The sequence below is a fragment of the Erythrobacter litoralis genome (assembly GCF_029760855.1).
Classification (GTDB): domain Bacteria; phylum Pseudomonadota; class Alphaproteobacteria; order Sphingomonadales; family Sphingomonadaceae; genus Qipengyuania; species Qipengyuania litoralis_A.
Map to the genome: position 1 here is coordinate 260,867 of NZ_SOSI01000004.1, position 21,432 is coordinate 282,298.

The 21,432-nt window shown below is 61.6% G+C and carries 26 protein-coding genes; 14 read left to right on the forward strand and 12 right to left on the reverse strand.

Annotated elements, in window-relative coordinates; all coding sequences use genetic code 11:
- Positions 1–38 precede the first annotated feature (38 nt).
- From E3U23_RS09555 to E3U23_RS09565, 3 genes are read left to right on the forward strand one after another with little or no spacing between them, the layout of a single operon-like run.
- Entirely contained in the window at positions 39–734 is a 696-nt protein-coding gene (locus E3U23_RS09555; RefSeq protein WP_279351016.1) for a dienelactone hydrolase family protein, read from the forward strand.
- Entirely contained in the window at positions 731–2,350 is a 1,620-nt protein-coding gene (locus E3U23_RS09560) for an FMN-binding glutamate synthase family protein (RefSeq protein WP_279351017.1), read from the forward strand. Before E3U23_RS09555 ends, E3U23_RS09560 begins: the two co-directional genes overlap by 4 nt.
- A complete protein-coding gene (locus E3U23_RS09565; protein ID WP_279351018.1) occupies positions 2,347–2,745 on the forward strand; it encodes a nuclear transport factor 2 family protein in 399 nt (132 codons plus the stop codon). The genes E3U23_RS09560 and E3U23_RS09565 overlap by 4 nt, the downstream gene beginning before the upstream one ends.
- On the opposite strand, the gene E3U23_RS09570 is transcribed toward E3U23_RS09565, so the two are convergent.
- The 4 genes from E3U23_RS09570 to hemE all read right to left on the reverse strand — a co-directional run bounded on the left by E3U23_RS09570 (position 2,742) and on the right by hemE (position 6,212).
- Entirely contained in the window at positions 2,742–3,248 is a 507-nt protein-coding gene (locus tag E3U23_RS09570) for an AAA family ATPase (RefSeq protein ID WP_279351019.1), read from the reverse strand. The two genes, E3U23_RS09565 and E3U23_RS09570, sit on opposite strands and share 4 nt — an antisense overlap.
- Positions 3,249–3,255: 7 nt before the next feature.
- Positions 3,256–4,521 (reverse strand): transcription termination factor Rho, encoded by a 1,266-nt coding sequence (gene rho, locus E3U23_RS09575; protein ID WP_279351020.1) that lies wholly within the window; start codon positions 4,519–4,521, stop codon positions 3,256–3,258.
- Between the two features lie 190 nt (positions 4,522–4,711).
- A complete protein-coding gene (locus E3U23_RS09580; protein ID WP_279351021.1) occupies positions 4,712–5,155 on the reverse strand; it encodes a CopD family protein in 444 nt (147 codons plus the stop codon).
- Between the two features lie 31 nt (positions 5,156–5,186).
- On the reverse strand, positions 5,187–6,212 hold the full coding sequence (gene hemE, locus E3U23_RS09585) for a uroporphyrinogen decarboxylase (RefSeq protein ID WP_279351022.1): 1,026 nt from the start codon (positions 6,210–6,212) through the stop codon (positions 5,187–5,189).
- A 377-nt stretch (positions 6,213–6,589) separates the two neighbouring features.
- Between hemE and E3U23_RS09590 the strand changes: the two genes are divergently transcribed.
- The 9 genes from E3U23_RS09590 (at position 6,590) to E3U23_RS09630 (ending at position 12,442) form a co-directional block, all read left to right on the forward strand.
- The gene (locus tag E3U23_RS09590) at positions 6,590–7,381 is read left to right on the forward strand and encodes a pyruvate, water dikinase regulatory protein (RefSeq protein WP_431732679.1); all 792 of its coding nucleotides are present in this window, start codon (positions 6,590–6,592) and stop codon (positions 7,379–7,381) included.
- Entirely contained in the window at positions 7,378–7,977 is a 600-nt protein-coding gene (locus tag E3U23_RS09595; RefSeq protein WP_279351024.1) for a Maf family protein, read from the forward strand. Before E3U23_RS09590 ends, E3U23_RS09595 begins: the two co-directional genes overlap by 4 nt.
- A complete protein-coding gene (locus E3U23_RS09600) occupies positions 7,974–8,825 on the forward strand; it encodes a shikimate dehydrogenase family protein (RefSeq protein WP_279351025.1) in 852 nt (283 codons plus the stop codon). The genes E3U23_RS09595 and E3U23_RS09600 overlap by 4 nt, the downstream gene beginning before the upstream one ends.
- Positions 8,822–9,436: a dephospho-CoA kinase gene (coaE, locus tag E3U23_RS09605; RefSeq protein ID WP_279351026.1), complete on the forward strand. Its 615-nt coding sequence runs from the start codon at positions 8,822–8,824 to the stop codon at positions 9,434–9,436. The genes E3U23_RS09600 and coaE overlap by 4 nt, the downstream gene beginning before the upstream one ends.
- A 30-nt stretch (positions 9,437–9,466) precedes the next feature.
- Positions 9,467–10,150 carry a DNA polymerase III subunit epsilon gene (dnaQ, locus tag E3U23_RS09610; RefSeq protein ID WP_279351027.1) on the forward strand — a complete coding sequence of 228 codons (684 nt, stop codon included), beginning with the start codon at positions 9,467–9,469 and terminating at the stop codon, positions 10,148–10,150.
- A 64-nt stretch (positions 10,151–10,214) separates the two neighbouring features.
- Positions 10,215–10,784, forward strand: coding sequence for a ribosome hibernation-promoting factor, HPF/YfiA family (gene hpf / locus E3U23_RS09615; RefSeq protein WP_279351028.1), 570 nt, complete (start codon positions 10,215–10,217; stop codon positions 10,782–10,784).
- Positions 10,785–10,792: 8 nt separating this feature from the next.
- On the forward strand, positions 10,793–11,254 hold the full coding sequence (locus E3U23_RS09620; RefSeq protein WP_279351029.1) for a PaaI family thioesterase: 462 nt from the start codon (positions 10,793–10,795) through the stop codon (positions 11,252–11,254).
- Between the two features lie 2 nt (positions 11,255–11,256).
- Complete coding sequence (locus E3U23_RS09625) at positions 11,257–11,583, forward strand: DUF1491 family protein (RefSeq protein WP_279351030.1); 327 nt, start codon at positions 11,257–11,259, stop codon at positions 11,581–11,583.
- Positions 11,584–11,797: 214 nt separating this feature from the next.
- Positions 11,798–12,442 (forward strand): cell wall hydrolase, encoded by a 645-nt coding sequence (locus E3U23_RS09630; protein ID WP_279351031.1) that lies wholly within the window; start codon positions 11,798–11,800, stop codon positions 12,440–12,442.
- A gap of 36 nt (positions 12,443–12,478) precedes the next feature.
- On the opposite strand, the gene xth is transcribed toward E3U23_RS09630, so the two are convergent.
- The 3 genes from xth to E3U23_RS09645 are packed head-to-tail and all read right to left on the reverse strand — an operon-like array spanning position 12,479 to position 14,083.
- The gene (gene xth / locus E3U23_RS09635) at positions 12,479–13,252 is read right to left on the reverse strand and encodes an exodeoxyribonuclease III (protein WP_279351032.1); all 774 of its coding nucleotides are present in this window, start codon (positions 13,250–13,252) and stop codon (positions 12,479–12,481) included.
- Positions 13,253–13,290: 38 nt separating this feature from the next.
- On the reverse strand, positions 13,291–13,620 hold the full coding sequence (gene erpA, locus E3U23_RS09640; protein ID WP_279351033.1) for an iron-sulfur cluster insertion protein ErpA: 330 nt from the start codon (positions 13,618–13,620) through the stop codon (positions 13,291–13,293).
- A gap of 31 nt (positions 13,621–13,651) precedes the next feature.
- Positions 13,652–14,083, reverse strand: coding sequence for a CBS domain-containing protein (locus E3U23_RS09645; RefSeq protein ID WP_279351034.1), 432 nt, complete (start codon positions 14,081–14,083; stop codon positions 13,652–13,654).
- Positions 14,084–14,202: 119 nt separating this feature from the next.
- Here E3U23_RS09645 and E3U23_RS09650 point away from each other — a divergent pair, with 119 nt between their 5' ends.
- Complete coding sequence (locus E3U23_RS09650) at positions 14,203–14,490, forward strand: hypothetical protein (protein WP_279351035.1); 288 nt, start codon at positions 14,203–14,205, stop codon at positions 14,488–14,490.
- On the opposite strand, the gene E3U23_RS09655 is transcribed toward E3U23_RS09650, so the two are convergent.
- The 5 genes from E3U23_RS09655 to E3U23_RS09675 form a co-directional block, all read right to left on the reverse strand.
- Positions 14,487–14,867, reverse strand: a complete 381-nt coding sequence (locus E3U23_RS09655; RefSeq protein WP_279351036.1) for a (2Fe-2S) ferredoxin domain-containing protein — start codon at positions 14,865–14,867, stop codon at positions 14,487–14,489. The two genes, E3U23_RS09650 and E3U23_RS09655, sit on opposite strands and share 4 nt — an antisense overlap.
- Entirely contained in the window at positions 14,860–16,938 is a 2,079-nt protein-coding gene (locus E3U23_RS09660) for a S9 family peptidase (protein WP_279351037.1), read from the reverse strand. The genes E3U23_RS09655 and E3U23_RS09660 overlap by 8 nt, the downstream gene beginning before the upstream one ends.
- Before the next feature lie 106 nt (positions 16,939–17,044).
- Positions 17,045–17,530 (reverse strand): DUF2497 domain-containing protein, encoded by a 486-nt coding sequence (locus E3U23_RS09665; protein ID WP_279351038.1) that lies wholly within the window; start codon positions 17,528–17,530, stop codon positions 17,045–17,047.
- A 22-nt stretch (positions 17,531–17,552) separates the two neighbouring features.
- Positions 17,553–19,070 carry a TolC family outer membrane protein gene (locus E3U23_RS09670; protein ID WP_279351039.1) on the reverse strand — a complete coding sequence of 506 codons (1,518 nt, stop codon included), beginning with the start codon at positions 19,068–19,070 and terminating at the stop codon, positions 17,553–17,555.
- The gene (locus tag E3U23_RS09675; RefSeq protein ID WP_279351040.1) at positions 19,070–19,669 is read right to left on the reverse strand and encodes a protein-L-isoaspartate O-methyltransferase family protein; all 600 of its coding nucleotides are present in this window, start codon (positions 19,667–19,669) and stop codon (positions 19,070–19,072) included. The genes E3U23_RS09670 and E3U23_RS09675 overlap by 1 nt, the downstream gene beginning before the upstream one ends.
- Before the next feature lie 160 nt (positions 19,670–19,829).
- On the opposite strand from E3U23_RS09675, the gene E3U23_RS09680 reads away from it, so the two are divergent.
- Positions 19,830–21,347 (forward strand): fumarate hydratase, encoded by a 1,518-nt coding sequence (locus E3U23_RS09680; RefSeq protein ID WP_431732680.1) that lies wholly within the window; start codon positions 19,830–19,832, stop codon positions 21,345–21,347.
- Positions 21,348–21,432 lie beyond the last annotated feature (85 nt).

Consider the following 21,432-nt stretch of genomic DNA (forward strand, 5'->3'; position numbering starts at 1 on the left):
AACCGCCATTGCAGAACACGAAAGCGGAGAAACTCAGGATGAGTGAACAGATCAAGCTCGACAGCCTAGACAACCAAAATTCCTTCAATGCCTATGTCGCCCGACCGGAAGGCAATGCGAAGGCGGCGATCGTCGTCATCCAAGAGATTTTCGGCATCAATGCTGGCATTCGCCGGAAATGTGACAAGCTTGCCGAGCAGGGGTATTTGGCTGTTGCACCCGACCTGTTCCACCAGTTCGAAGATGGCATCGAACTCGATCCGGATATCGAACCGGAGATGGACAAAGCGTTGAAGCTGTTTGAGAAATTCGATCAGGACCAAGGCGTCCGTGATATAGAGGCTGCGATCAAATGGGCGCGATCGCAGGGCTGTGGCAAGGTCGGCGCGGTGGGTTATTGTCTCGGAGGCAGGCTCGCGTACATGACGGCTGCCCGAACGGATAGCGATGCGACGGTGGGGTATTATGCGGTCGGTGTCGATAATCTGCTCGCCGAAAAACATGCCATCGCCAATCCCTTGATACTCCACATTCCGACCGAAGACGGCTTCGTCGACAAGGATACGCAGCGTAAGATGCATGATGGGCTGGACGATCATCCCAAGGTCACCCTTTACGATTACGAAGGTATGGACCACGGTTTCGCAACCGAATTCGGCAATCGGCGCGACGACGAAAATGCGGAACGAGCCGACAAGCGTACGATGGACTTCTTCGCGAAGCATCTTGCATGATCAATACGCAGGCAGATTGGAAGAAGCCGCTCGCGAAATTCGCGCGGTTCGGCATTCCCCTTCTTCTCGTCGGTACATGCGCGCTGTGTTTGGCTGTGTCATGGTTGAACTGGGGGCTGGTACTCGCTCTGCCACTGCTGGCGATCGCGGTCTGGGACTTTTTCCAGACCGCACATAGTCTCAGACGAAACTACCCGCTTATAGCCCGCGTACGCTGGATCATGGAAGATTTGCGGCCGTTCGCGCGCGCTTACGTCGTGGAGGGCGATCTCGAGGGGCGCCCTTTCAATCACGACGAGCGTGCACTCGTCTATGCCCGCGCCAAAGGGGAGCTTGACGTCCATCCTTTCGGCACTGAGCTCGATGTTTATTCCGACGAATACGAATGGCTTGCCCATTCCATCGCACCGAATAACGATGTTCCGGAAGAATGGCGGGTGACGGTCGGAACCGATCAATGTTCGAAACCCTATTCAGCGGCCCTGCTGAATATATCCGCGATGAGCTTCGGCTCGCTGTCCGGCAATGCAATCCGCGCCTTGAACAAGGGCGCGAAAGCGGGGAACTTCTACCACGACACGGGCGAAGGTGGTCTATCACGACATCATCGCCGTGAAGGCGGCGACCTCGTTTGGGAAATCGGCAGTGGTTACTTCGGATGCCGTAACAAAGACGGCAGCTTCAACGCCGATCTCTTCCGCGAAACGGCGGCTCTGGACCAGGTGAAAATGGTCGAAATAAAGCTCAGCCAAGGAGCCAAGCCTGGACATGGCGGCGTTCTGCCCAGTGCGAAAGTTACCGAGGAAATCGCGGAAGCGCGCGGGGTCGAAGTTGGCGAAGAATGCGTCTCGCCTGCTGCCCATTCGACGTTTTCCACCCCGATCGAGATGCTCGAATGGGCCGGTAAGCTGCGTCATCTCTCTGGTGGCAAGCCGATCGGGGCAAAGCTATGCATCGGCAAGCCGCACGAATTGTTCGCCGTGATCAAGGCGATGCTCGAGACCGGTATTCTTCTCGACTATATCGTGGTGGATGGCGCCGAAGGGGGTACCGGCGCAGCACCGGTTGAATTTTCGAACCGGGTCGGAATGCCGCTGCGCGAAGGCTTAATCCTCACCCGCAATGCGTTGGTGGGCGCTGGGCTGAAGGACAAGATCAAGCTCGCGGCATCGGGCAAGGTGCATTCCGGGGCCGGCCTCGCCATGAATATCGGCCTCGGCGCGGATTGGTGCAACGCTGCGCGAGCCTTTATGTTCTCGCTGGGCTGCGTCCAGTCGATGCAGTGCCATACGGATCGCTGCCCCACCGGGGTGGCAACGCAAGACCCGTCGCGGCAGCGCGGTCTCGTGGTCGAAGACAAATGGGAACGCGTCGCCCGGTTCCAGGGCCAGACGTTGAAGACGTTGCGCGAAATGGTGATCGCGATGGGGTACGACAGTCCGTGGGACATCAATCCCGCCAGCATTTCGGAACGGCTGGATTCCGCAAGGTCAAAGCCGATGGATGCAATTTACCCATTTCTGGCCACCGGCGAGCTCCTCGAAGATGCTGAAGGCACGCAATATGCGCGCTACTGGAAAGCCGCACAGGCGCACAGCTTTCAGGCCGCAGCATGAACGCGCGCAAAGGGCTTGAGAATTGGCACCGTATCTTTAGCAAAGGTACGCCTGTCGAGGGCCTGCGCGCTATGGTGCGCGAGGATGCCGTTTTCCATTCTCCGGTCGTCCATACGCCACAAGAGGGGCAGGAGATCGTCGTCGCCTATCTCTTGGCGGCGAGGCAAATCTTGGGAAACGGCAGTTTCCGCTATGTCCGAGAACTCGTCGACGGCGAAAACGCAATGCTTGAATTCGAAACCGAGATGGACGGCGTCCACGTGAACGGGATCGATTTGATCCGGTTCGACGAAGACGGCATGATCGCCGAATTCAAGGTGATGATTCGCCCACTAAAGGCGGTAACCAAGGTTTGGGAGATGATGGCGACGCAGTTGAAAGCGAACGGCGGCTAGTCGCTGTCGATACGCTTGCCGCCGTTGGCTTGCCACTCGTTTTCGGCGGGCGGTTCCCACATGCCTTCCATGAAATCGAACATGTCGCGATCGACCGTCATGGCGTAGGTTTCACCCTTGTCGTCATTGCGCCGTTCTACGCGCCGCCACCGCTCTTCAACGGGAACGTCGACGAAATGGACCACTGCGGAGAGACCCGCCTCGCAGGCCATCTGCCGGAACCGATCGCGATGGTCTTTTTTAGTGAAACCCAAGTCCAGGAGCGCCGTAATGCCGCGGGAGGCAAGCTGCTCCGCCATCGCGAAGATTTGCCTTTCACAGCGCTCTACCCGTTCCATTGTCCAGGCGAACTCGATCGGTTGCGGGCTGTCTTTCCAGAACAGCGCCATCATCCATTCGTCGATCGAGAAGCGAATACCGCCGATTTCATCGGCCAGCCGACGGGCATAGGTCGTTTTGCCCGCCCCCGTGCAGCCGACGATCAGAATGAGGTCGGCTGCCATGGAAAACCTACTGATTCATCGTCGCGAAGAAGTCTTCGTTGGTCTTGGAATCCTTCATCTTGTCGAGCAGGAATTCCATCGAGTCGATCGTGCCCATCTGCATCAGGATACGGCGCAGGACCCACATTTTCGACAGCTGTTCCTTCTCGACCAGCAGTTCTTCCTTACGGGTTCCGGACTTGCCGACATCGAGCGCCGGGAAGATGCGCTTATCGGCGACCTTACGGTCGAGCACGATTTCGCTGTTACCCGTACCCTTGAACTCCTCGAAGATCACTTCGTCCATACGGCTACCGGTATCGATCAGCGCGGTCGCGATAATGGAAAGCGAGCCGCCTTCCTCGATATTCCGCGCCGCACCGAAGAAACGCTTCGGGCGCTGCAAAGCGTTCGCGTCAACACCGCCGGTCAGCACCTTGCCCGAGCTGGGCACGACGGTATTGTAGGCCCGGCCGAGGCGGGTGATGCTGTCCAAAAGGATCACCACGTCTTTCTTGTGTTCGACCAGCCGCTTGGCCTTCTCGATTACCATTTCGGCAACTTGCACATGGCGATTGGCCGGTTCGTCGAAGGTCGAGGAAATGACCTCGCCGTTCACGCTGCGCTGCATGTCGGTGACTTCCTCGGGCCGCTCGTCGACCAGCAGCACCAGCAGGAACACTTCGGGGTGGTTGTCGGTGATCGCCTTGGCAATGTTTTGCAGCAGCACCGTCTTACCCGTGCGCGGCGGGGCAACGATCAGCGCGCGCTGGCCCTTGCCCTGCGGCGAGATTATATCAATCACCCGCGCGCTCTTGTCCTTGACCGTGGGATCGAGCGTGTCGAGCGACAGCTTCTCGTCAGGGTAAAGCGGCGTCAGATTGTCGAAATTGGTGCGATGGCGCACCGCATCGGGATCGTCGTAATTGACCTTGTAGAGCTTGGTCAGCGCGAAATAGCGCTCGCCTTCCTGAGGCGCGCGGATCTCGCCCTCGACCGTATCGCCGGTACGCAGGCCCCATTTCCTCACCTGGTTCGGCGAGACATAGATATCGTCGGGCCCGGCAAGGTAATTCGCCTCGGGTGATCGCAGGAAGCCGAAGCCGTCCTGCAGCACCTCGATGGTGCCGATGCCCATGATCTTCTCTTCGTATTCCTCGTCTTCCGCCAGCTCGCGCAGGATACAGAACATAAGGTCCTGCCGGCGCATGGTGGATGCGCCTTCGACGCCGAGCTCTTCCGCCATCGCGACAAGATCGGCCGGGGCTTTTTCTTTCAAATCTTTGAGATGCATTATGTTTTCACTCGAATGGGAATGTGCTCGGCAGGTGTGTCGCCCTGAAGGGACGAAGCGGCTTTGGGAAAGCGAACCTGGCCCGGTGCGGAATGCGCCGAGGCCCAATGGCCTTGCATGTGGTCTTTGCGATAAATTCGTCGCCGCACATCGTCAATCGCCTTCTGACCGCTTTGCGGCAGGGCGAAGGTCAGAACGGTTTGACGACGACCAGGACGACGATAATCGCCAGCAAGATCCCGGGAAACTCGCCCCATAGTCGCAACTGCTTCTCGCTCATCGGACGCTTGCCGGCGAACATCTTTTTTGCGCGGCCGACCATGATGCCATGATAGGCCGACAGCAGCACGACGAACAGGAGCTTCGCGTGAAGCCAGCCTTGGTCCCACGCCCCGATACTGGTCGCAAGCAGGATACCGAGCACCCAGACAACGATCAGGCTGGGCGTCAGGATGATCTTGCGTAGCAGGCCGATGCGCTTCTCCCATAGCGCCGCCTCGGCAGAGCCGGCTTCGGCGGGATAAAGATACAGCATCTGGCGCGGCAGCATGAACAAGCCCGCCGTCCAGAACACGACAAAAATGATGTGCCCTGCCTTCAGCCACAGATACGTCATTGCCAGCACGCTTTGCATGGGTGCGATCTAGGAACCCGCAGCGCGTTCGTCACCCCTTCCAACCGCGCACCGTGTCGATAAGGCGATGGACATGCGCGATCGGCGTTCGCCGGTCGATCCCATGGCCGAGATTGAAGACATGCGGTCGGTCGGCGAAAGCCTCGAGAATCGCACGAACACGCATTTCCAAAGCCTCGCTGCCGGCAAGCAGCAGCAAGGGATCGAGATTGCCCTGCACCGGCATTCCGGCCGGCAATTGGCGCGCCACCCAATCCGGATCGAGGGTTTCGTCCACCCCGATGGCATCGACGCCGGTTTCGCGAGCATAGGCAGGCAGCTTCTCGCCCGAGCCCTTCGGAAAGCCGATGACCGGCGTTTGGGGGTGGCGCGCCTTCAATGCCGCTACGATGGCGGCATTGGGCGCGACGACCCAGCGCTCGAACTCGTCGGGCGCAAGGCTACCCGCCCAGCTATCGAACAATTGCACCGCTTCGGCCCCCGCCTCGATCTGGCCGGAGAGATATTTGGTCGTCTCGTCGACGATAGCATCGAGGATCGCCTGCAGCGCCCCAGGATCGCGATAGGCGAGTGCGCGGGCGTCATGCTGATCCCGACTGCCCTCGCCCGCGATCATGTACGTAGCCACGGTCCACGGGCTCCCAGCGAAGCCCAGCATCGTGACGCCCTCCGGCATCCGCTCGCGGCAGCGGCGCACCGTGCCGTAGATCGGCTCGTAGCGGGAAGGATCGCGGGTCAGATCGTCCAGCGCCGCATCGAGCAGGCGCGGCGAAAGTTTCGGTCCCTCGCCCGCCAGGAACTCCAGATGCTGGCCAAGCGCATGAGGTACGATCAGAATGTCGGAGAACAGGATCGCCCCGTCGAAGCCGAACCGCTCGATCGGCTGCAAGGTCACTTCGCAAGCCGCCTCGCTATCGTAGGCCATGTCGAGGAACCCGCCCTTCTCGGCTCGCAAGGCGCGATATTCGGGCAGGTACCGTCCGGCCTGGCGCATGAGCCAGAGCGGCACGGACGCGCCCCGCTTGCCGTTCAGCGTGTCGAGGAGAAGGCCGGGCATCGGTGAGTCCAATCCAATAAATAAAGTATATTATAAGAGTTGAAGGAGTCTGTTGGCCCTGTGGATAGTGGGCATAGCGCGCTTTAGCCGCATTTATCCCGCGAGGCCAAGGCGGTTGCCGCAATCGCGACTCGCGCGGCGGTATGAGTCGAGTCATACTTATCCCGGCTGTCCCCAGCCTGTTCGAAACTTGCATTTGCTGTGCGGGAATCGGGGTCGGTCGCGGCGGGTACCGGGGAGCGTTTCGGTCCCCGAACTTGTCGGCAGGCTTGTCCCATGGTTTATGCCATGCTTGTCCACATCCCTTGGAGAACTGTGTCATCGCCGAGCGTGTCCATCTTCATCTGCTTTCCGACTCCACCGGGGAAACGCTAGAAATGCTGGCCAAGGCCGCCCTCGCCCAGTTCGAGGACGTCGACGTGGTGCGGCATTTCTGGCCGATGGTGCGCAGTTCGCAGCATCTGGAGCGTTTGCTGCCGGAATTGAAGGCCAATCCCGGGCTCGTCCTGTTTACGCTGGTCAATCCCGAAACGCGGCGGCGGCTGGAAGATGCGTGTTCCAAGCTCGGCCTGCCCGCTGTGCCGATCCTCGATCGGATTACCGAAGCGCTGGAACAGGCGCTGGGGCAGGAGGCTCGCGGACGGCCAGGTCAGCAGCACCGAATGGACAAGGCCTATTTCGACCGGGTGGAGGCGATCCAGTTCACCATCGCGCATGACGATGGAATCGGGTGGGAGAATTGGGAGGAAGCGGACATTGTCCTTGCCGGGGTGTCGCGAAGCTCGAAGACGCCGACCAGCATCTATCTCGCCAATCGCGGATACAAGGTGGCGAACATTCCACTGGTCGTCGAGAGCCCGCCGCCAAAAAAGCTGTTCGAATTGAGGAACCCGCTGGTCGTCGGCCTCACGACCGCGCCCGAACGGCTGGTGCAGATCCGCCGCAACCGCCTGCTGACCCTCAACGAACAGACCCAGACCGCCTATGTCGACAACGAAAAAGTGAAGGAAGAACTGACCTTTGCTCGCCGAATGTTTGCCGACAATGGCTGGCCGGTGATCGACGTTACCCGCCGCTCCATCGAGGAAACCGCGGCCGCGGTGATCCGCCTGTGCAGCCAGCGCAAGAATGCGTCGGAGGGCGAGTTTGAAGGGGTGAAGGCGATATGAGAATTGCCCTCAGCGGAAGCGGGATCGTTCTCGCGTCGAACAGCGCCTCGCGAAAGGCGATGCTAGAAGCAGTGGACATAGCGTTCGAAGTCTGCCCTGCCCAAGTAGACGAACGAACAATCGAGGCGGAAATGGAAGGCGCAGACGCTGCCGAAATCGCGCAGGCCCTGGCTGCGGCGAAGGCTGCGGCGGTAACGGCAGATGTGCCGGTGCTCGGCAGCGACTCTCTTGTCGAGGTCGATGGGCGGCGGTTCGACAAACCGGGCAGCCGCGAGGATGCGGCGGCGCATTTGCAGTTCTTCTCAGGCAAGACGATGACGCTGCACAGCGCGGCGGCCTTGGCAGTCGATGGCCGAATAGTGTGGGTCGGCCATGATTTTGCCCGTCTGCGGGTGCGTGAATTGTCGGCCGATTTCATCAAGGCCTATCTCGACGCCGAATGGCCAGCGGTATCCTATTGCGTCGGCGTTTTCAGGATAGAGGGGCCGGGGCCGCAATTGTTCAAAAGCATTGCAGGCGACCAATTCACCGTGCTCGGAATGCCATTGTTGCAAGTCCTGTCGGCCCTGCGCGACCACGGCGTGCTGCCGCAATGACATACGCCGAGGTCATCGGCGATCCGATCGCGCAGTCGAAATCGCCGACGATTCACAACTTCTGGATTGAAAAGCTCGGCATCGAAGCGGAGTACCGCGCGACGCGCGTCGAACCCGAAGGCATCGCAACCTATCTCGCCGAGCGTCAAAAGGATCCGAACTGGGTTGGTTGCAATGTCACGATGCCGCTCAAGCAGATGGTCCAACCCCACCTCCATTCGGTCGAGAAACCGGCGGCATCGGTCGGCGCGGTGAATACGATCTATCCGGCCTTCAATCGGCTGTTGGCAGGACGGAATACCGATGTTGCCGGCTTCCTCGAACCATTGCACCGCGAACTCGATCGCTCCCATTATTTTCGCATGGCACGGGTCTTGGGAACGGGCGGTGCCGCGCGTGCCATCGTCAGCGGGCTTGCGGCGGAAGGTTTCACCATCGTCCTTGCCGGGCGCGATGCCAACAAGGCGCGGGCGATCCTAGCTGAACTTGCGCCAAACGGCGAACATCATGCCGCCGACATCGCGCATTTCGCGGAGCCGACCGACTTCGCCTTCGACGACCGCGAAGGGTGTTGCGACCTCATCGTCAATGCGTCCCCGCTTGGAATGCGCGGCCAGCCGCCGCTCGTCTTCGACTGGAGCCATGCCCCGCCAGGTTCGATCGCCTATGACATTGTAACCGATCCGGTTAGCACCGGCTTTTTGCAAAATGCCGAAGCCGCCGGTTTTCGCACCATCGATGGCATTTCAATGCTGATCGGGCAGGCGGCTGCGGCGTTCGAGTTGTTCTTCGGGCACCCCGCCCCCCGCGCGCACGATGACGAGCTGCGCGCCCTGCTGACCAAATGAGCCGCCCTTTGATACTCGGCCTGACGGGCTCGATCGGCATGGGTAAATCGACCGTCGCCGCGATGTTCGCCGCCGAAGGCGTCCCGGTCTTCGATGCCGATGCCGAGGTCCGAAAGATGCAAGGGTCCGGCGGCGAACTGGTCGAGGCCATCGAACAGGCTTTCCCCGGCAGTACTACGCCGGACAAAGGCGTCTTGCGCAAAGAGCTGGGCGCGCAGGTCTTCGGCAATGCCGGAATGCTTGCCACACTCGAAGGCATCGTCCATCCGGCGGTCGCGCACCGCCGCGCCGCATTTCTTACCGAGAACGCCGAAGCGCCGATCATGGTGTTCGACATTCCGCTGCTGTTCGAAAAAGGCGGCGCGGAAACGGTGGACGAGGTCGTCGTCGTGTCCGCCCCGGCCGACGTACAGCGCGAACGGGTTCTAGCCCGGCCCGGCATGACCACCGAAAAGTTTGTGCATATCCTCGGATTGCAGGTGCCCGATGCCGAGAAGCGCGCATTGGCGGACCACGTAATCGACACTGGCCAGCCCCTCGAAGATACCGCCAAAGATGTCGCCACGCTGATCGACAAGATCGCTTCAAATCGCGGCGAGCGGCCCTTGTAATCGCCACGCCACACGCCGATAGTCCCCTCGATGCGTGAGATCGTTTTCGATACCGAAACCACCGGTCTGGATCCGAAGACGGGGGATCGCATGGTCGAGATCGGCTGCGTCGAGATGGTCAACCTCGTGCCGACGGGGAAGGTGTACCACGCCTATTACAACCCGGAACGGGACATGCCCTCTGGCGCGGAGGCGGTGCATGGCCTGTCCGCAGCCTTTCTGGCCGACAAGCCGCTGTTCCGCGATATCTGCGACGAATTGCTGGACTTCATCGAGGATTCGCCGCTCATCGCGCATAATGCGGGATTCGACTTCGGCTTCCTCAATGCCGAACTCGGCCTGTGCGAGCGCGTAGCGGTCTGCACCAGCCGGATGATCGACACGGTCGCGCTGGCGAAGAGGCGCCATCCGGGGGCCAAGCTGTCGCTCGATGCGCTGTGTACCCGGTACGGCATTGATCGCAGCCACCGGGTCAAGCACGGCGCCTTGCTCGACGCCGAATTGCTGGCGCAGGTCTATGTCGAACTGAAGGGTGGGCGGCAGATCGGGCTCGAGCTGGCGGCGGATCGCGCTGCGTCCGTTCCGGATCTCGTCGCGGTGCGCAAGGCCCCTGCCGGCCCGCGCCGCACGCCGCGGCCCCATGCACCCTCGCCTGCCGAAATCGCACGTCATCGCGATTTTATGGCCGGGATAGAAAACCCGCTTTGGGGATAGTGAACCTGTGCCGGCAACTAGACCGGCCTTGGATCGTCGGGTTGCGACGAAGGAGAATACGCACATGGATATCCGCATTTCGGGCCATCAGATGGACACCGGAGCCGCCCTGCAATCCCACGTCGAAGAGCGCATGCAGGCGATCGTCGATAAATATTTCAGCCGCGCCATTTCCTCGCACGTGACATTCGGCAAAGGGGCGGGCGGCGCTTTCACCGCGGACATCGTTACGCATGTGATGCAGGGTCTGATCCTGCGCGGACATGCCGAGGCACACGACGTGCACCAATCCTTCGACCAGGCAGCAACCAAGATCGAGAAACAGCTACGCCGGTACAAACGCCGACTTCAAGATCGTCACGCACAGGCGAACCATGCGATGCGCGAAGAAGAGGCGGCGTACACTATCTTCGCCTCCCCCGAGGCCGACGCAGATCAGGAGATCGAGCAAGATAGCCCGCCGGTCATCGCCGAAACCAAGGCAAACATTCCCGAGTGCAGCGTGGCCGACGCCGTCATGATGCTCGATCTGCGCAATACCGATGCGCTGCTGTTCAAGAACGGCGCGACCGAGCGGCACAACATGGTCTATCGTCGGCGCGATGGCTCGATCGGCTGGGTCGAACCGTCCTGAGTGTATCGATGGCGGGGGAACGGGTTTCGGGAGCGGGGCAGCATCATCGCGCGCTCGAACGGCTATATGCCGCCGCGCCGGTGAACACCCTGTTCGCTTCCCGCCTCGTCATCGAAGAAGAAGGCGCCTCCCGCATCGAATTCGAGGTAACGGAGGCGGTGTTTCACGCAGCCGGGGCGGCGCACGGCACGCTTTATTTCAAGATGCTGGATGATGCGGCTTTCTATGCCGCAAACACGCTGGTCACCGACCGATTCCTTTTGACGACATCGTTCAACCTCCACTTCACCAAGCCGGTGCGCGAGGGCACGGTCGTGGCGGAGGGTCGGTGGGTGAGCGGAAAACGGCGCGTGTTTGTTGCGGAGTCTCGACTCGTTGACGCCGAGGGAGACGAAATCGGGCGCGGTACCGGCACCTTCATGAAAAGCCGCATCTCGCTCTCCAGCCTCGATGGGTACGGCGGCGCATAGTCATGGACGAAGGACGCCTGCCGACGCACCTTGAAGTGAGCGGGTTGATCCGCCGGGTGCAGGCCGCCGGCGGATTTGCCACGGTTCTTCACAAAGGCGAACGCGATGCCGGATCGCTAGCGCTCGTCGTGTCCCACCGCGGCACAACTTCGTCCCTGTGGGAGCGAATGCCACAGCTCGACGGAAGCCGTAAATTCGTTGCCTCTCGCACACAAGACGTTGATAAACCATACGAATTCAGCGAATATCTTGATCGCCGCGCCAGGCAGGATAGCGACCTTTGGATCTTGGAATTGGACGTCGCAGACCCGGAACGCTTCATCGCTTAAAGGCCCGGCTCGGTTGACTCGGTTTCAGATGCGACTATTTGGCGCCGACCTTTCGAATGCGAGGGCGACGCGGTTGGCAATGGGGTCGGCGCGTATGCACGCAGACGGGGAACGATCGGCGAGACTGCAATCGATCCGCTAATATGTACGCACAAAAGTGCACTTCGGATCCAGACTCGCGTCAGAAAGTTCACCGCCGAAAAGCTAATACAGCATGTTCCGTAAAACCGGTTTCTCCGTGGCGGCTGCCGCGGCCATGTTTCTTACTCTTGCCGGATTCGAAGAGTCCGGCGCAAATGCACAGAACGCCGAACATCAGGCGATTACCCTTCCTTCCGACGCAGAGCTGACCGACGAGGTCATGCCGGTGTTCGTATCGCAGGAAGTGGTTCAGGACATTCCCGAAACGCCCGAAGAAGAGCCGCTAGCGGCGCGCGAAGCCGCGAGCCTGCGCGAACTCGTCGCCGAGATGCCGGCCCCGGGCGAGCTTTCCGAAGAAATGCGCTGCCTCGCAGGCGCAGTCTTTTTCGAATCGCGGGGCGAACCGCTCGAAGGCCAGCTTGCCGTTGCGCAGGTCATCGTGAACCGGACCGAATCTGGGCAGTTCCCGTCGAGCTATTGCGGCGTCGTCCATCAGCGGTCGCAGTTCTCTTTCGTTCGCGGGGGCGCCATGCCGCGCATTCGTACCGGCACGGTCGCGTGGAAGCGCGCCACCGCCATCGCTCGCATCGCCCATCAGGGCCTGTGGGATAGCAAAGCGAGCGACGCGCTCTATTTCCATGCGAAATATGTGAAGCCGCGTTGGGCGAGCCGGAAAACGGCCCGCGCCACTATCGACAGTCACATCTTCTATCGGTGACGGTATCGGAGCGCGGGTCTTGTTTCCGCGCTCCGGTCAATCGGCCAGTTCGACCCAGACGGGCGTGTGATCGCTCGATTTTTCGCGTCCGCGGTATTCCTTGTCGACGCCGGCGGCCTGCATCCGGTCCGCGAGTTCGGGCGACAGAAGCAGATGATCGATCCGGAAGCCGTGATCGCGCTGCCAGGCGCCGGCCTGATAATCCCAGAATGTCCACACCCCGCCGCGCGGATTGAAGGTGTCGATCGCGTCGGTCCATCCGTCGCCGAGCATGCGCGCATAGGCATCGCGCGACTGCGGCTGCATCAGCGCATCGTCAGCGAGAGCGCGGGGCGACCAGATGTCCTTGTCTTCCGGCACGACATTGTAATCGCCGACCAGAGCCGTCGGAATCTCGGCATCCCATAGCGTCTTCGCGTAAGTCCTCAGCCGTTCCATCCAGTCGAGCTTGTAATCGAACTTTGGCCCTGGTTGCGGATTGCCGTTCGGCAAATAGATGGATGCGACGCGCACACCGTTCACGTCAGCTTCCAGATAGCGCGACTGTTCGTCCGCATCGTCGCCCGGCAGGCCGCGCTGGGTTTCGATCGGCTCGACCCCGTCAGCAAGAATGGCGACCCCGTTAAAGCTCTTCTGCCCGTGCCAGATGGCTTTGTAGCCGATCTTCTCGAACGCATCGGCGGGGAAGCCTTCGTCCATCGTTTTGATTTCCTGCAAGCAGGCGACGGTGGGCCGGGTCTCTTCCAGCCATTCGATCAGGCGCGGCAGGCGGGCCTTGATCCCGTTGATGTTGAATGTGGCAATGCGCATGGCAGGGCTGATGCCCGAAAGCGCCGGCGGCGTAAAACCTAAATGCCGAAGCTCGATCCGCAGCCGCAGCCGGCGGCCGCATTGGGGTTCTCGACCCGGAACGCCGCCCCGCCGAGCGATTCGACGTAATCGACCTGCGATCCTGCCACGAGATCGAGACTGACCGTATCGACCACTAGCGTCACACCATCGGTTTCACTGGTGCGATCGTCGTCCTCCTGCGCCTCGGCGAGGCCGAACTTGTACTGGAAGCCCGAACACCCGCCCCCTTCTACGGACAGGCGCAGCATGGCGGGCTTGCCTTGTTTGGAGGCGATCGCCGCGACGCGCTGGGCAGCGGCGGGGGTGAGGGTGGGGATAGCGGTCATGCCTTCAATCTAGGAAGCCGGACGCTGCTGCTCAAGCCGTGCGGATATAGTCGCGCAGCGCATTGGCTTCGTGCTCCACCTCGTCGAAGCGCGATTTCACGAGATCACCGATTGAGATGAAGCCGCACATTGCCTCGCCCTCTACCACGGGTAGGTGGCGGATACGGCGCTTGGTCATCAAGGCGAGCGCCTGGTCGACATGCGTTGCGCGCTCCACCGTAATGGCGGGCGACGTCATGACCTTGCCGACTTCGTGGGCCAAGCAGGCATCGCCTTCCTCGGCGAGCCGGTAGATCACGTCGCGTTCGGAAAATATTCCCACGACCTTGCCTTCCTCCATCACCGGCAGCGCGCCGATCCGCTTACCGGCAAGCAATCGGACCGCATCGGCGACGCTCTGGTCGCGGGAGATCGAGACGATGTCCGAACTCGCGCGGTCCTGAATAATCTGTCCGACTTTCATGGCTGGCTGCTCCTCTTCCCCAATATAACAGGCGAATAATGCCGCAAAATCGGCTGAAAAGCGAGTCGGGCAGGCCGTCGCCGTTGAAAGGCGCGGCTCGAAGGTCCAATGAGGTGAGCATGGCAGGCAAGTCCCCCCTCGACGATCCGGAACAGGCGGCCTTTGCATGGGCGCGTTATCGCCGGATCATGAAGATGCTGCTCGCGGTCACGATCGGCGTGGTGGCGGCAGCGATGCTCGCCATTTACATGGGCGAGGACCCCGTCTCGATCCATTTCTACATCGCAACCGCGCTCGGTATCGGGTTTACCATGTTGCTGGCGGGCGCGCTGATGGGACTGGTCTTTCTCTCGTCCGGAACCGGACACGATGATTCAATCTCGAACGATTTCGACGATCGTCGTTAATCGCTTTCCGGCGCGGTGAGGCGATATTCCTCGACCGGAACGCCGCCGATCAGGTGCCGCTGGATGATGGTTTCCAACACTTCTTCACTGCAGGAATGATACCACACGTTTTCTGGCCAGACGACCGCGATCGGCCCTTTCTCGCACACCTGCAGGCAATCGGCCTTGGTCCGTTGCACCGTGCCTCCCTTGCCCGACAGGCCGAGCTGCTTGAAGCGCTTCTTCAGATAGGCCCACGCCTCTTTGCCCTCGTCGCGCGAACAACATTTCTGCTTTTCGCTAATGGCGCAGAGAAATATCTGCCGCTCGACCGTATCGCCGCCGATCTTGGCGTAGGCCTTGCGCGCTTTTTCGAGGCTCTTGTCGGGCTTACTCATTTGCAGCCGCTTCGTCGGGCATCAACCAGCGATCGAGCCAGGCGAACACCGTCTGGTGCCATTGCATCGAATTTGCCAGATCGAGAACCCAATGGTTCTCATCGGGGAATACCAGCAGCTGCGAAGGGATCTCCCGTTCCTGCAGGGCAGTGAACGACGCGATGCCCTGCGTGTAAGGAACGCGAAAATCCTTTTCCCCGGTGACCACCAGCATGGGCGTCTGCCAGTTCTCGACGTAATTTACCGGGTTCCATTTTTCGTAGAGCGCCTTTTGATCGGCATAGCTTCCGCCGAAGTCCCACTTCGGAAACCACAATTCCTCGGTCGTGTAATAAAAGCTGCGCATGTCGAACAGGCCGTCATGCTGGACGAGGCAATCGAACCGGTCGGGCCATTGGCCGGCGATCCAGTTCATCATGTACCCGCCATAACTCGCACCCATTGCGCAGGCGCGGCTGCCGTCGATCTGGCTGTCCTGCCTCAGTGCGGCGGCAAGGCCCAGCTTCAGGTCTTCGAGTGGCTTGCCGCCCCAGTCGCGACGGATGCTGTCGGTAAAGGCCTGCCCGTATCCCGTGCTGCCGTGAAAATCCACCGAGACCACGGCGTAGCCCTGGCTGGCAACTACGCGCGGGTTCCAGCGGGTCGACCAGCCATCGTTGAAGGACCCTTGCGGGCCGCCATGCACGTAAAGGACGACCGGCATCTTGCCAGGCCGATCCGCCAGTTTGGTTATCTGGCCCCACACAGTATCGCCATTCGCGCCCGCGAAGCTGAATCGTTCGACCGTAACGGGGGCGAGTTCTCCCATCCGTTCCGTCGCCAGCATGGTGAGAGGCTTCGCCTGTTCCCATCCCTCGGCCATGTAGAGCTCGGCGGGTGCGCCGATCGAATCCCGTGTGAAAAGCAGGCGCTCGCCGTGCAGGGGCATGACGTTGCCGATATGCGCTTCGTTACCGGCCATAAGATCTAGCCGCTCGACCGTGCCGGTCCGCGGATCGATGCGGAACGCGGGCGTATCGAGCACATCCTGCGCGGTCGCGACGATCCAGCGCGAATCGGGCGTCCACGCAAGGCTGGAGAAGCTGCGGTCGAAATCCTTCGTCAGTGCGGTCGTGACTCCGCTGGTGAGGTCGCGCAGCATCACGACTTGCCGATCGGCTTCGTAGCCGGGCCGCGCCATCGCAACATAAGCGAGATATTGACCGTCGGGCGAAGGTGTAGGCAAGGCATCGAGCGCTTCATTCGCGGCCGTGAGGTTGGTCGGGACGCCGCCCTGACGCGCGTCGGCACGCCAGATGTCGAGATTGACCGAATAGGGCTCCTGCGCCCCCGCTTCGCGCGCCACGAAATAAAGCGCGGTGCCGTCGGGCGACCAGGCGATGTCCTCACCGCCGCCGAAAGGGGCGGTCGGCGTGTCGCCATTGGGTCCGCCGGCCCCCGCCGGGCCGTCTACCGCGATCGGCGATCCGCTCGCTTTGCCGTTCCTAACAGGCATGACGAAGACGCGGCTGACCGTGCCTGGCGTCTCCCAGCTGTCCCAATGGCGAATGAAGCCGCCGTCGCCCTGGTAAAGCCGCCCTGTGCCGGGGCCGGGCGCATAAGCCTTGGCGCTGTCGTCGCAGGCGAAGTCAGTACAGGCTCGCGGAACAGCGGCCCAGATCGCGATGCGGCTGGCATCGGGAGACAGTTTGAACCCGTCGACGCCGCGCCCGAGAGCGGTGACTTGCGAAGGCTTCCCGGCAAGACCGGAGGCGTTCACCGGCACCCGCCAGACCTGGCTCGTCCCGGCATCTCCGTTCGCCAGATAGTACAATGCTCCATCGCCGCCGAATGCGACCGAACTGCCTTCGAGGTCGACCGGCACCGCTTCGGCACCTTCCCTATCGAGCCTGCGCAGGTAGAGCTGCGAATTGCGCGAATAATCGCCGCCCGAAATCGTCGTGACGGCATAGACCGCGAGCGTCCCGTCGTCCTTCACGGTCGGAGCGCCGAGCCGCGGCAGCGTAATAAGGTCGCGCGCGCTCATCGGCGGGGCGGGCTCTTCGGGCTGGGCGAGAAGCGGCGTGGCCATGAGAGCGGCGACGCTAACGAACGGGGCGGCAACCCTTTTTGCGAATATCATGCCGGCGGGTGTAGCCCGCCATGTGCCGCGGGTTAAGTGATAATCGGCGAACCGCTTAACCGCGCTTGCCGGCGATCCGGGCGATTTCGGCTTTCACAAGATTTTCGACCATTTCCGGGAGGTTTTCGTCGAGCCAGCGCGATAGCATCGGTCGCAGCATTTCGCGCACCAGACCTTCCAGCGAAGTCTCGCCCTGCCGCACGATCTGCGGAGCCTTGCCGGGTTGTGAAAGCGTGGCCAAGGCGGCGAAATTCTCGCGCAGAGCGGCTTCGGCATCGCCGCGCATCAACGCATCGATCTCGTCAAGCGCGGCTTCGTTCGCCATACTGGTGTTGAGTTCGTCCTCGCTGAGGATCAGGTCCTCACCGAACGATTCCAGCTCCAACACTTCCTCGGCCTCTTCGGCATCGGAGGGTTCGGGTACGGCAGTCTGCGCGCGGCGGCCGGCAGTCAGACTTTCGCGTTCGCGATTGTCGCGCGCGATGACCTTCTTGATGGAATCGAGGATCTCCTCGACCGACGGTTCGCCCAATCCCGGCATGCCAGTCCTTTCGCAGCGGCTCTTACATCGCCGGACGCGGATCGGTTTCGGGGATCGGCACGTCCGTCGTATCGGGAATGTCGGCGGTTTGCGCGGGCACGTCAACCGTGCGGCTCGCCTCGGCGGTGGGATCAGGATCGCGCGCCCAGTCGAAGAAGTTGCCCTGGACCCGTTCGTAATTGATAAGCGGATCGTACAGCACCCCCTCGTCCGCAAAGCCGAGATCGCGGGCCTCCGCCCGGCCCATCGCTGCCAGCAGCGAGAAGCCCGCCACATAGGCGTTGCGCCGAGCGGTCACGAGATTCACGCGCGCATTGAGCAGTTCCTGCTCCGCGTTGAGAACATCGAGAATGGTGCGGTTTCCAATCGAGTTTTCCGCGCGCACGCCTTCCAGACTGAGCGCGGCGGCATCGACAGCGGTCTGCGAGGATTCGATGATCGCGAGGGACGCGCGGTAGCTCGCCCAGGCGGAGCGGACCTGTGCGATGATGTCGCGCTCGGTGGCGATTACGGTCTCCAGCGACGCCGCTGCCTGTGCTTGCGCCTGGCGCTGCAAGGCGGCCGGACGGCCACCCTGGAATAGCGGAATGTTGAGCTGGACGCCCGCTTGTGCGGCGCGTGCGACTTGCGGGCTGGCTATTACGCCGGCAGTCGGATCGTCTGGATCGAGAATTCGATCGGGCAAGCTTCCCAGAAAATTCTGGTAAGTATAACCGGTGAATACCGATACGCGCGGCAGGCGGCCCGAGCCCGCGACATCGATATCGAACCCTGCCGCCTCGGCCCGCTCGCGTGCGGCAATGAGATCGGGATTGTTCTCGATCGCGACGTCGACCGCGACCTCGACATCTTCCGGCAGGCCCGGAAGCGGGGGCGGCGGTTGCAGGTCCGTTGGCGCTTCGCCGACCAAGGCGACATAGTCCTCGCGGGCGGCGATAAGGTTGGACTCAGCGGTGCGCAGATCGCCCTCCGCCAGCGCAAGCCGCGATTGCGACTGCGCGACGTCGGTACGCGTGAGATCGCCGATCTCGAAGCGATCGCTAGTGGCGCGGACGTTCACCACGAGCACATCGATCTGGTTCCGCGCAAGCGAGACCAGTGCCTGCCCACGAAGCACATCCATATAAGCAGCGACGACCTGGCTGAAGATCGCGCTCTCGGTGCCCCGAAGATCCGCCCGCCCCGCCTCGACGCGGGTTTCCGCGGCGCGCACGGCGTTCCGTACAGCGCCGCCCTGATAGATCGGTACGGCAAGGTCGATCGCGCCGTTGAACGCGCGATCAGGAGCGATGAAGCTCGCCTGATTCGTCTTGAGAAATTCGGTATAGGTTCCGGTCGCCGAGACGTTCGGCTTGCCGTCCGCCTTCTCGACCGCAACGGCCGCATCGCTCCCCCGCAATTGCGCCCGTGCGGCCAGCAACGTCGGGTTGTTACGATAGGCTTCGGACAAGGCTTCCTGAAGCGTGTCGGCGGCCGCCGGGGCGGCCATGAGACCTGCAACGAGCGCGGCGAAACCTGCCGTTCGACGCGCCCTGTTCATCAAAAGCTCCAGCTTGCCGGTTTGTCGAACGCACCTAGGCGGGGAATGCCCATTTCGCTGAGCGGAAGCATGGCAATGGCGGACCCGGAATGCCGTCCGGTAGCAAGGCGCGTCACCCCGCGTTCGACCAAGCCGCCGACGATCCGACCGTCCTGTTCGAGCAACGCCACGAGTTTCGACGGAATGTGCTCCGCCGCGCCGTCGATCAGGATCAGCGAGAAGGAACCTTCGACCTTTCCGCTCGCAGCCGCTTCGGGATCGACTGTTTCGATCGTCTCGACCATAGGCCGTACCAGTTCGGCGAGGTATCCGCTGCCGCCGTCGATCACCAGAACGCGATCGTCCTGCCGCGGGCGCGCTTCGGCAAGCATCGCCCCGTGAAAGACCGGTGCGGGAAGGAAGCGCCCGTCGCCCAGGCGAACCGCACGATCCATATAGGCGACGCCCTTCGCGGTTTCCGGCACGAAATCCTCGCGCGGGACCACGCTCATGCGGGCCAGCACAAAAGCCTCGTTCACGCCGCTGGTGCGCAACTGGCTGTCGATCATCGCCTTGCGTGCGGCGGCATAGTCGATGCGGGTGTCGTCGGTGATGGTCATGATATCCGTCGAGCTGTGTTATACGAATAATACGCTAATGCAAGCGTCAGATGCCTTAAGCGCAAGACCGGTTGTGTCCAAGCGCTTTGACCTTTGCCCGCCTTCGCGCGTATCGCGGAAGGGAAAATCTGCAACATGGGAATGCGCGGCGATGAGCGACATGACAGTCATCAAGGAAGAAGATCTGATCGAAAGCGTAGCCGATGCGCTGCAATATATTTCGTACTACCATCCGATGGATTATATTCGCGCGTTGGGCGATGCCTACGATGCGGAACAGGGTCCAGCGGCGAAGGATGCGATCGCGCAAATCCTGACCAACAGCCGCATGTGCGCAGAGGGGCACCGCCCGATCTGTCAGGATACCGGCATCGTCAACGTCTTCGTGCGCTGGGGCATGAGCTGCCGCCTTGATACGACGCGCGCCTTGCAGGATATCGTCGATGACGGGGTGCGCAAGGCCTATAACGATCCGGACAACAAGCTGCGCGCCTCCATCCTGGCCGACCCGGCTTTCACCCGCCGCAATACGCGCGACAATACGCCAAGCGTCCTCTCGGTCGAAATGGTGCCGGGCAATACCATCGAAATCGACGTCGCCGCGAAGGGCGGGGGCAGTGAGAACAAGTCGAAGTTCAAAATGATGAACCCGTCGGACAATATCGTCGATTGGGTGCTCGAACAGATCCCCTCGATGGGAGCCGGTTGGTGTCCGCCGGGGATGCTGGGGATCGGGATCGGCGGCACGGCGGAGCATTGCATGAAGCTCGCCAAACTGAGCCTGATGGACCCAATCGACATGGCACAGTTGAAGCAGCGCGGGCCGCAAACGGATATCGAAAAGCTCCGGATCGAAATCTTCGATGCGGTCAATGCCACCGGGGTCGGCGCGCAGGGCCTTGGCGGCCTTTCCACCGTACTCGACGTAAAGATCCAGGATGCGCCGTGCCATGCGGCAGGCAAGCCGGTCGGCATGATACCTAACTGCGCCGCCACGCGCCACGCGCACTTCACTCTGGACGGCAGCGGGCCGGCCTATCTCGAACCGCCGAAGCTCGACGATTATCCGCAGGTCACCTGGCAGCCCGACAGCGCCGCCAAACGCGTCGATCTCGATGCGCTTACGCCGGAAGAGGTCGCGAGCTGGAAACATGGCGATCGCCTTCTTCTATCGGGCAAGATGCTGACCGGGCGCGATGCGGCGCACAAGCGTATTCACGACATGCTCGAGGCGGGCGAAGAACTGCCGGTCGATTTCAAGGGCCGGGCGATCTATTATGTCGGCCCGGTCGATCCCGTAATGGGCGAGGTCGTCGGTCCCGCCGGCCCGACCACCGCGACGCGGATGGACAAATTCACCGAAATGATGCTCGATCTCGGCCTACTGGCCATGATCGGCAAAGCCGAACGCGGGCAGGACGCGGTCGAGGTGATCAGCCGGTTCAAGGTCGCCTATCTGATGGCGACGGGCGGGGCGGCCTATCTCGTCAGCAGGGCCATCAAGGGCGCGAAGGTCATCGCCTTCGAGGAACTCGGCATGGAAGCGATCTACGAATTCGAGGTCGAGAACATGCCGGTGACGGTCGCTGTCGATGCGCATGGCAACAACGTCCACACGCTCGCTCCCAAGGAATGGAGCAGGAAGATCGCGGCGGGCGAGGTCGAGCCTGCGGAATAGACCTATCGACCAACACCGCGCCCCGCTCGACCACGGTGCTGGCGAGGGGGCAGGCGGCGGCTCTATTTACGGGGACGTGGCCTCC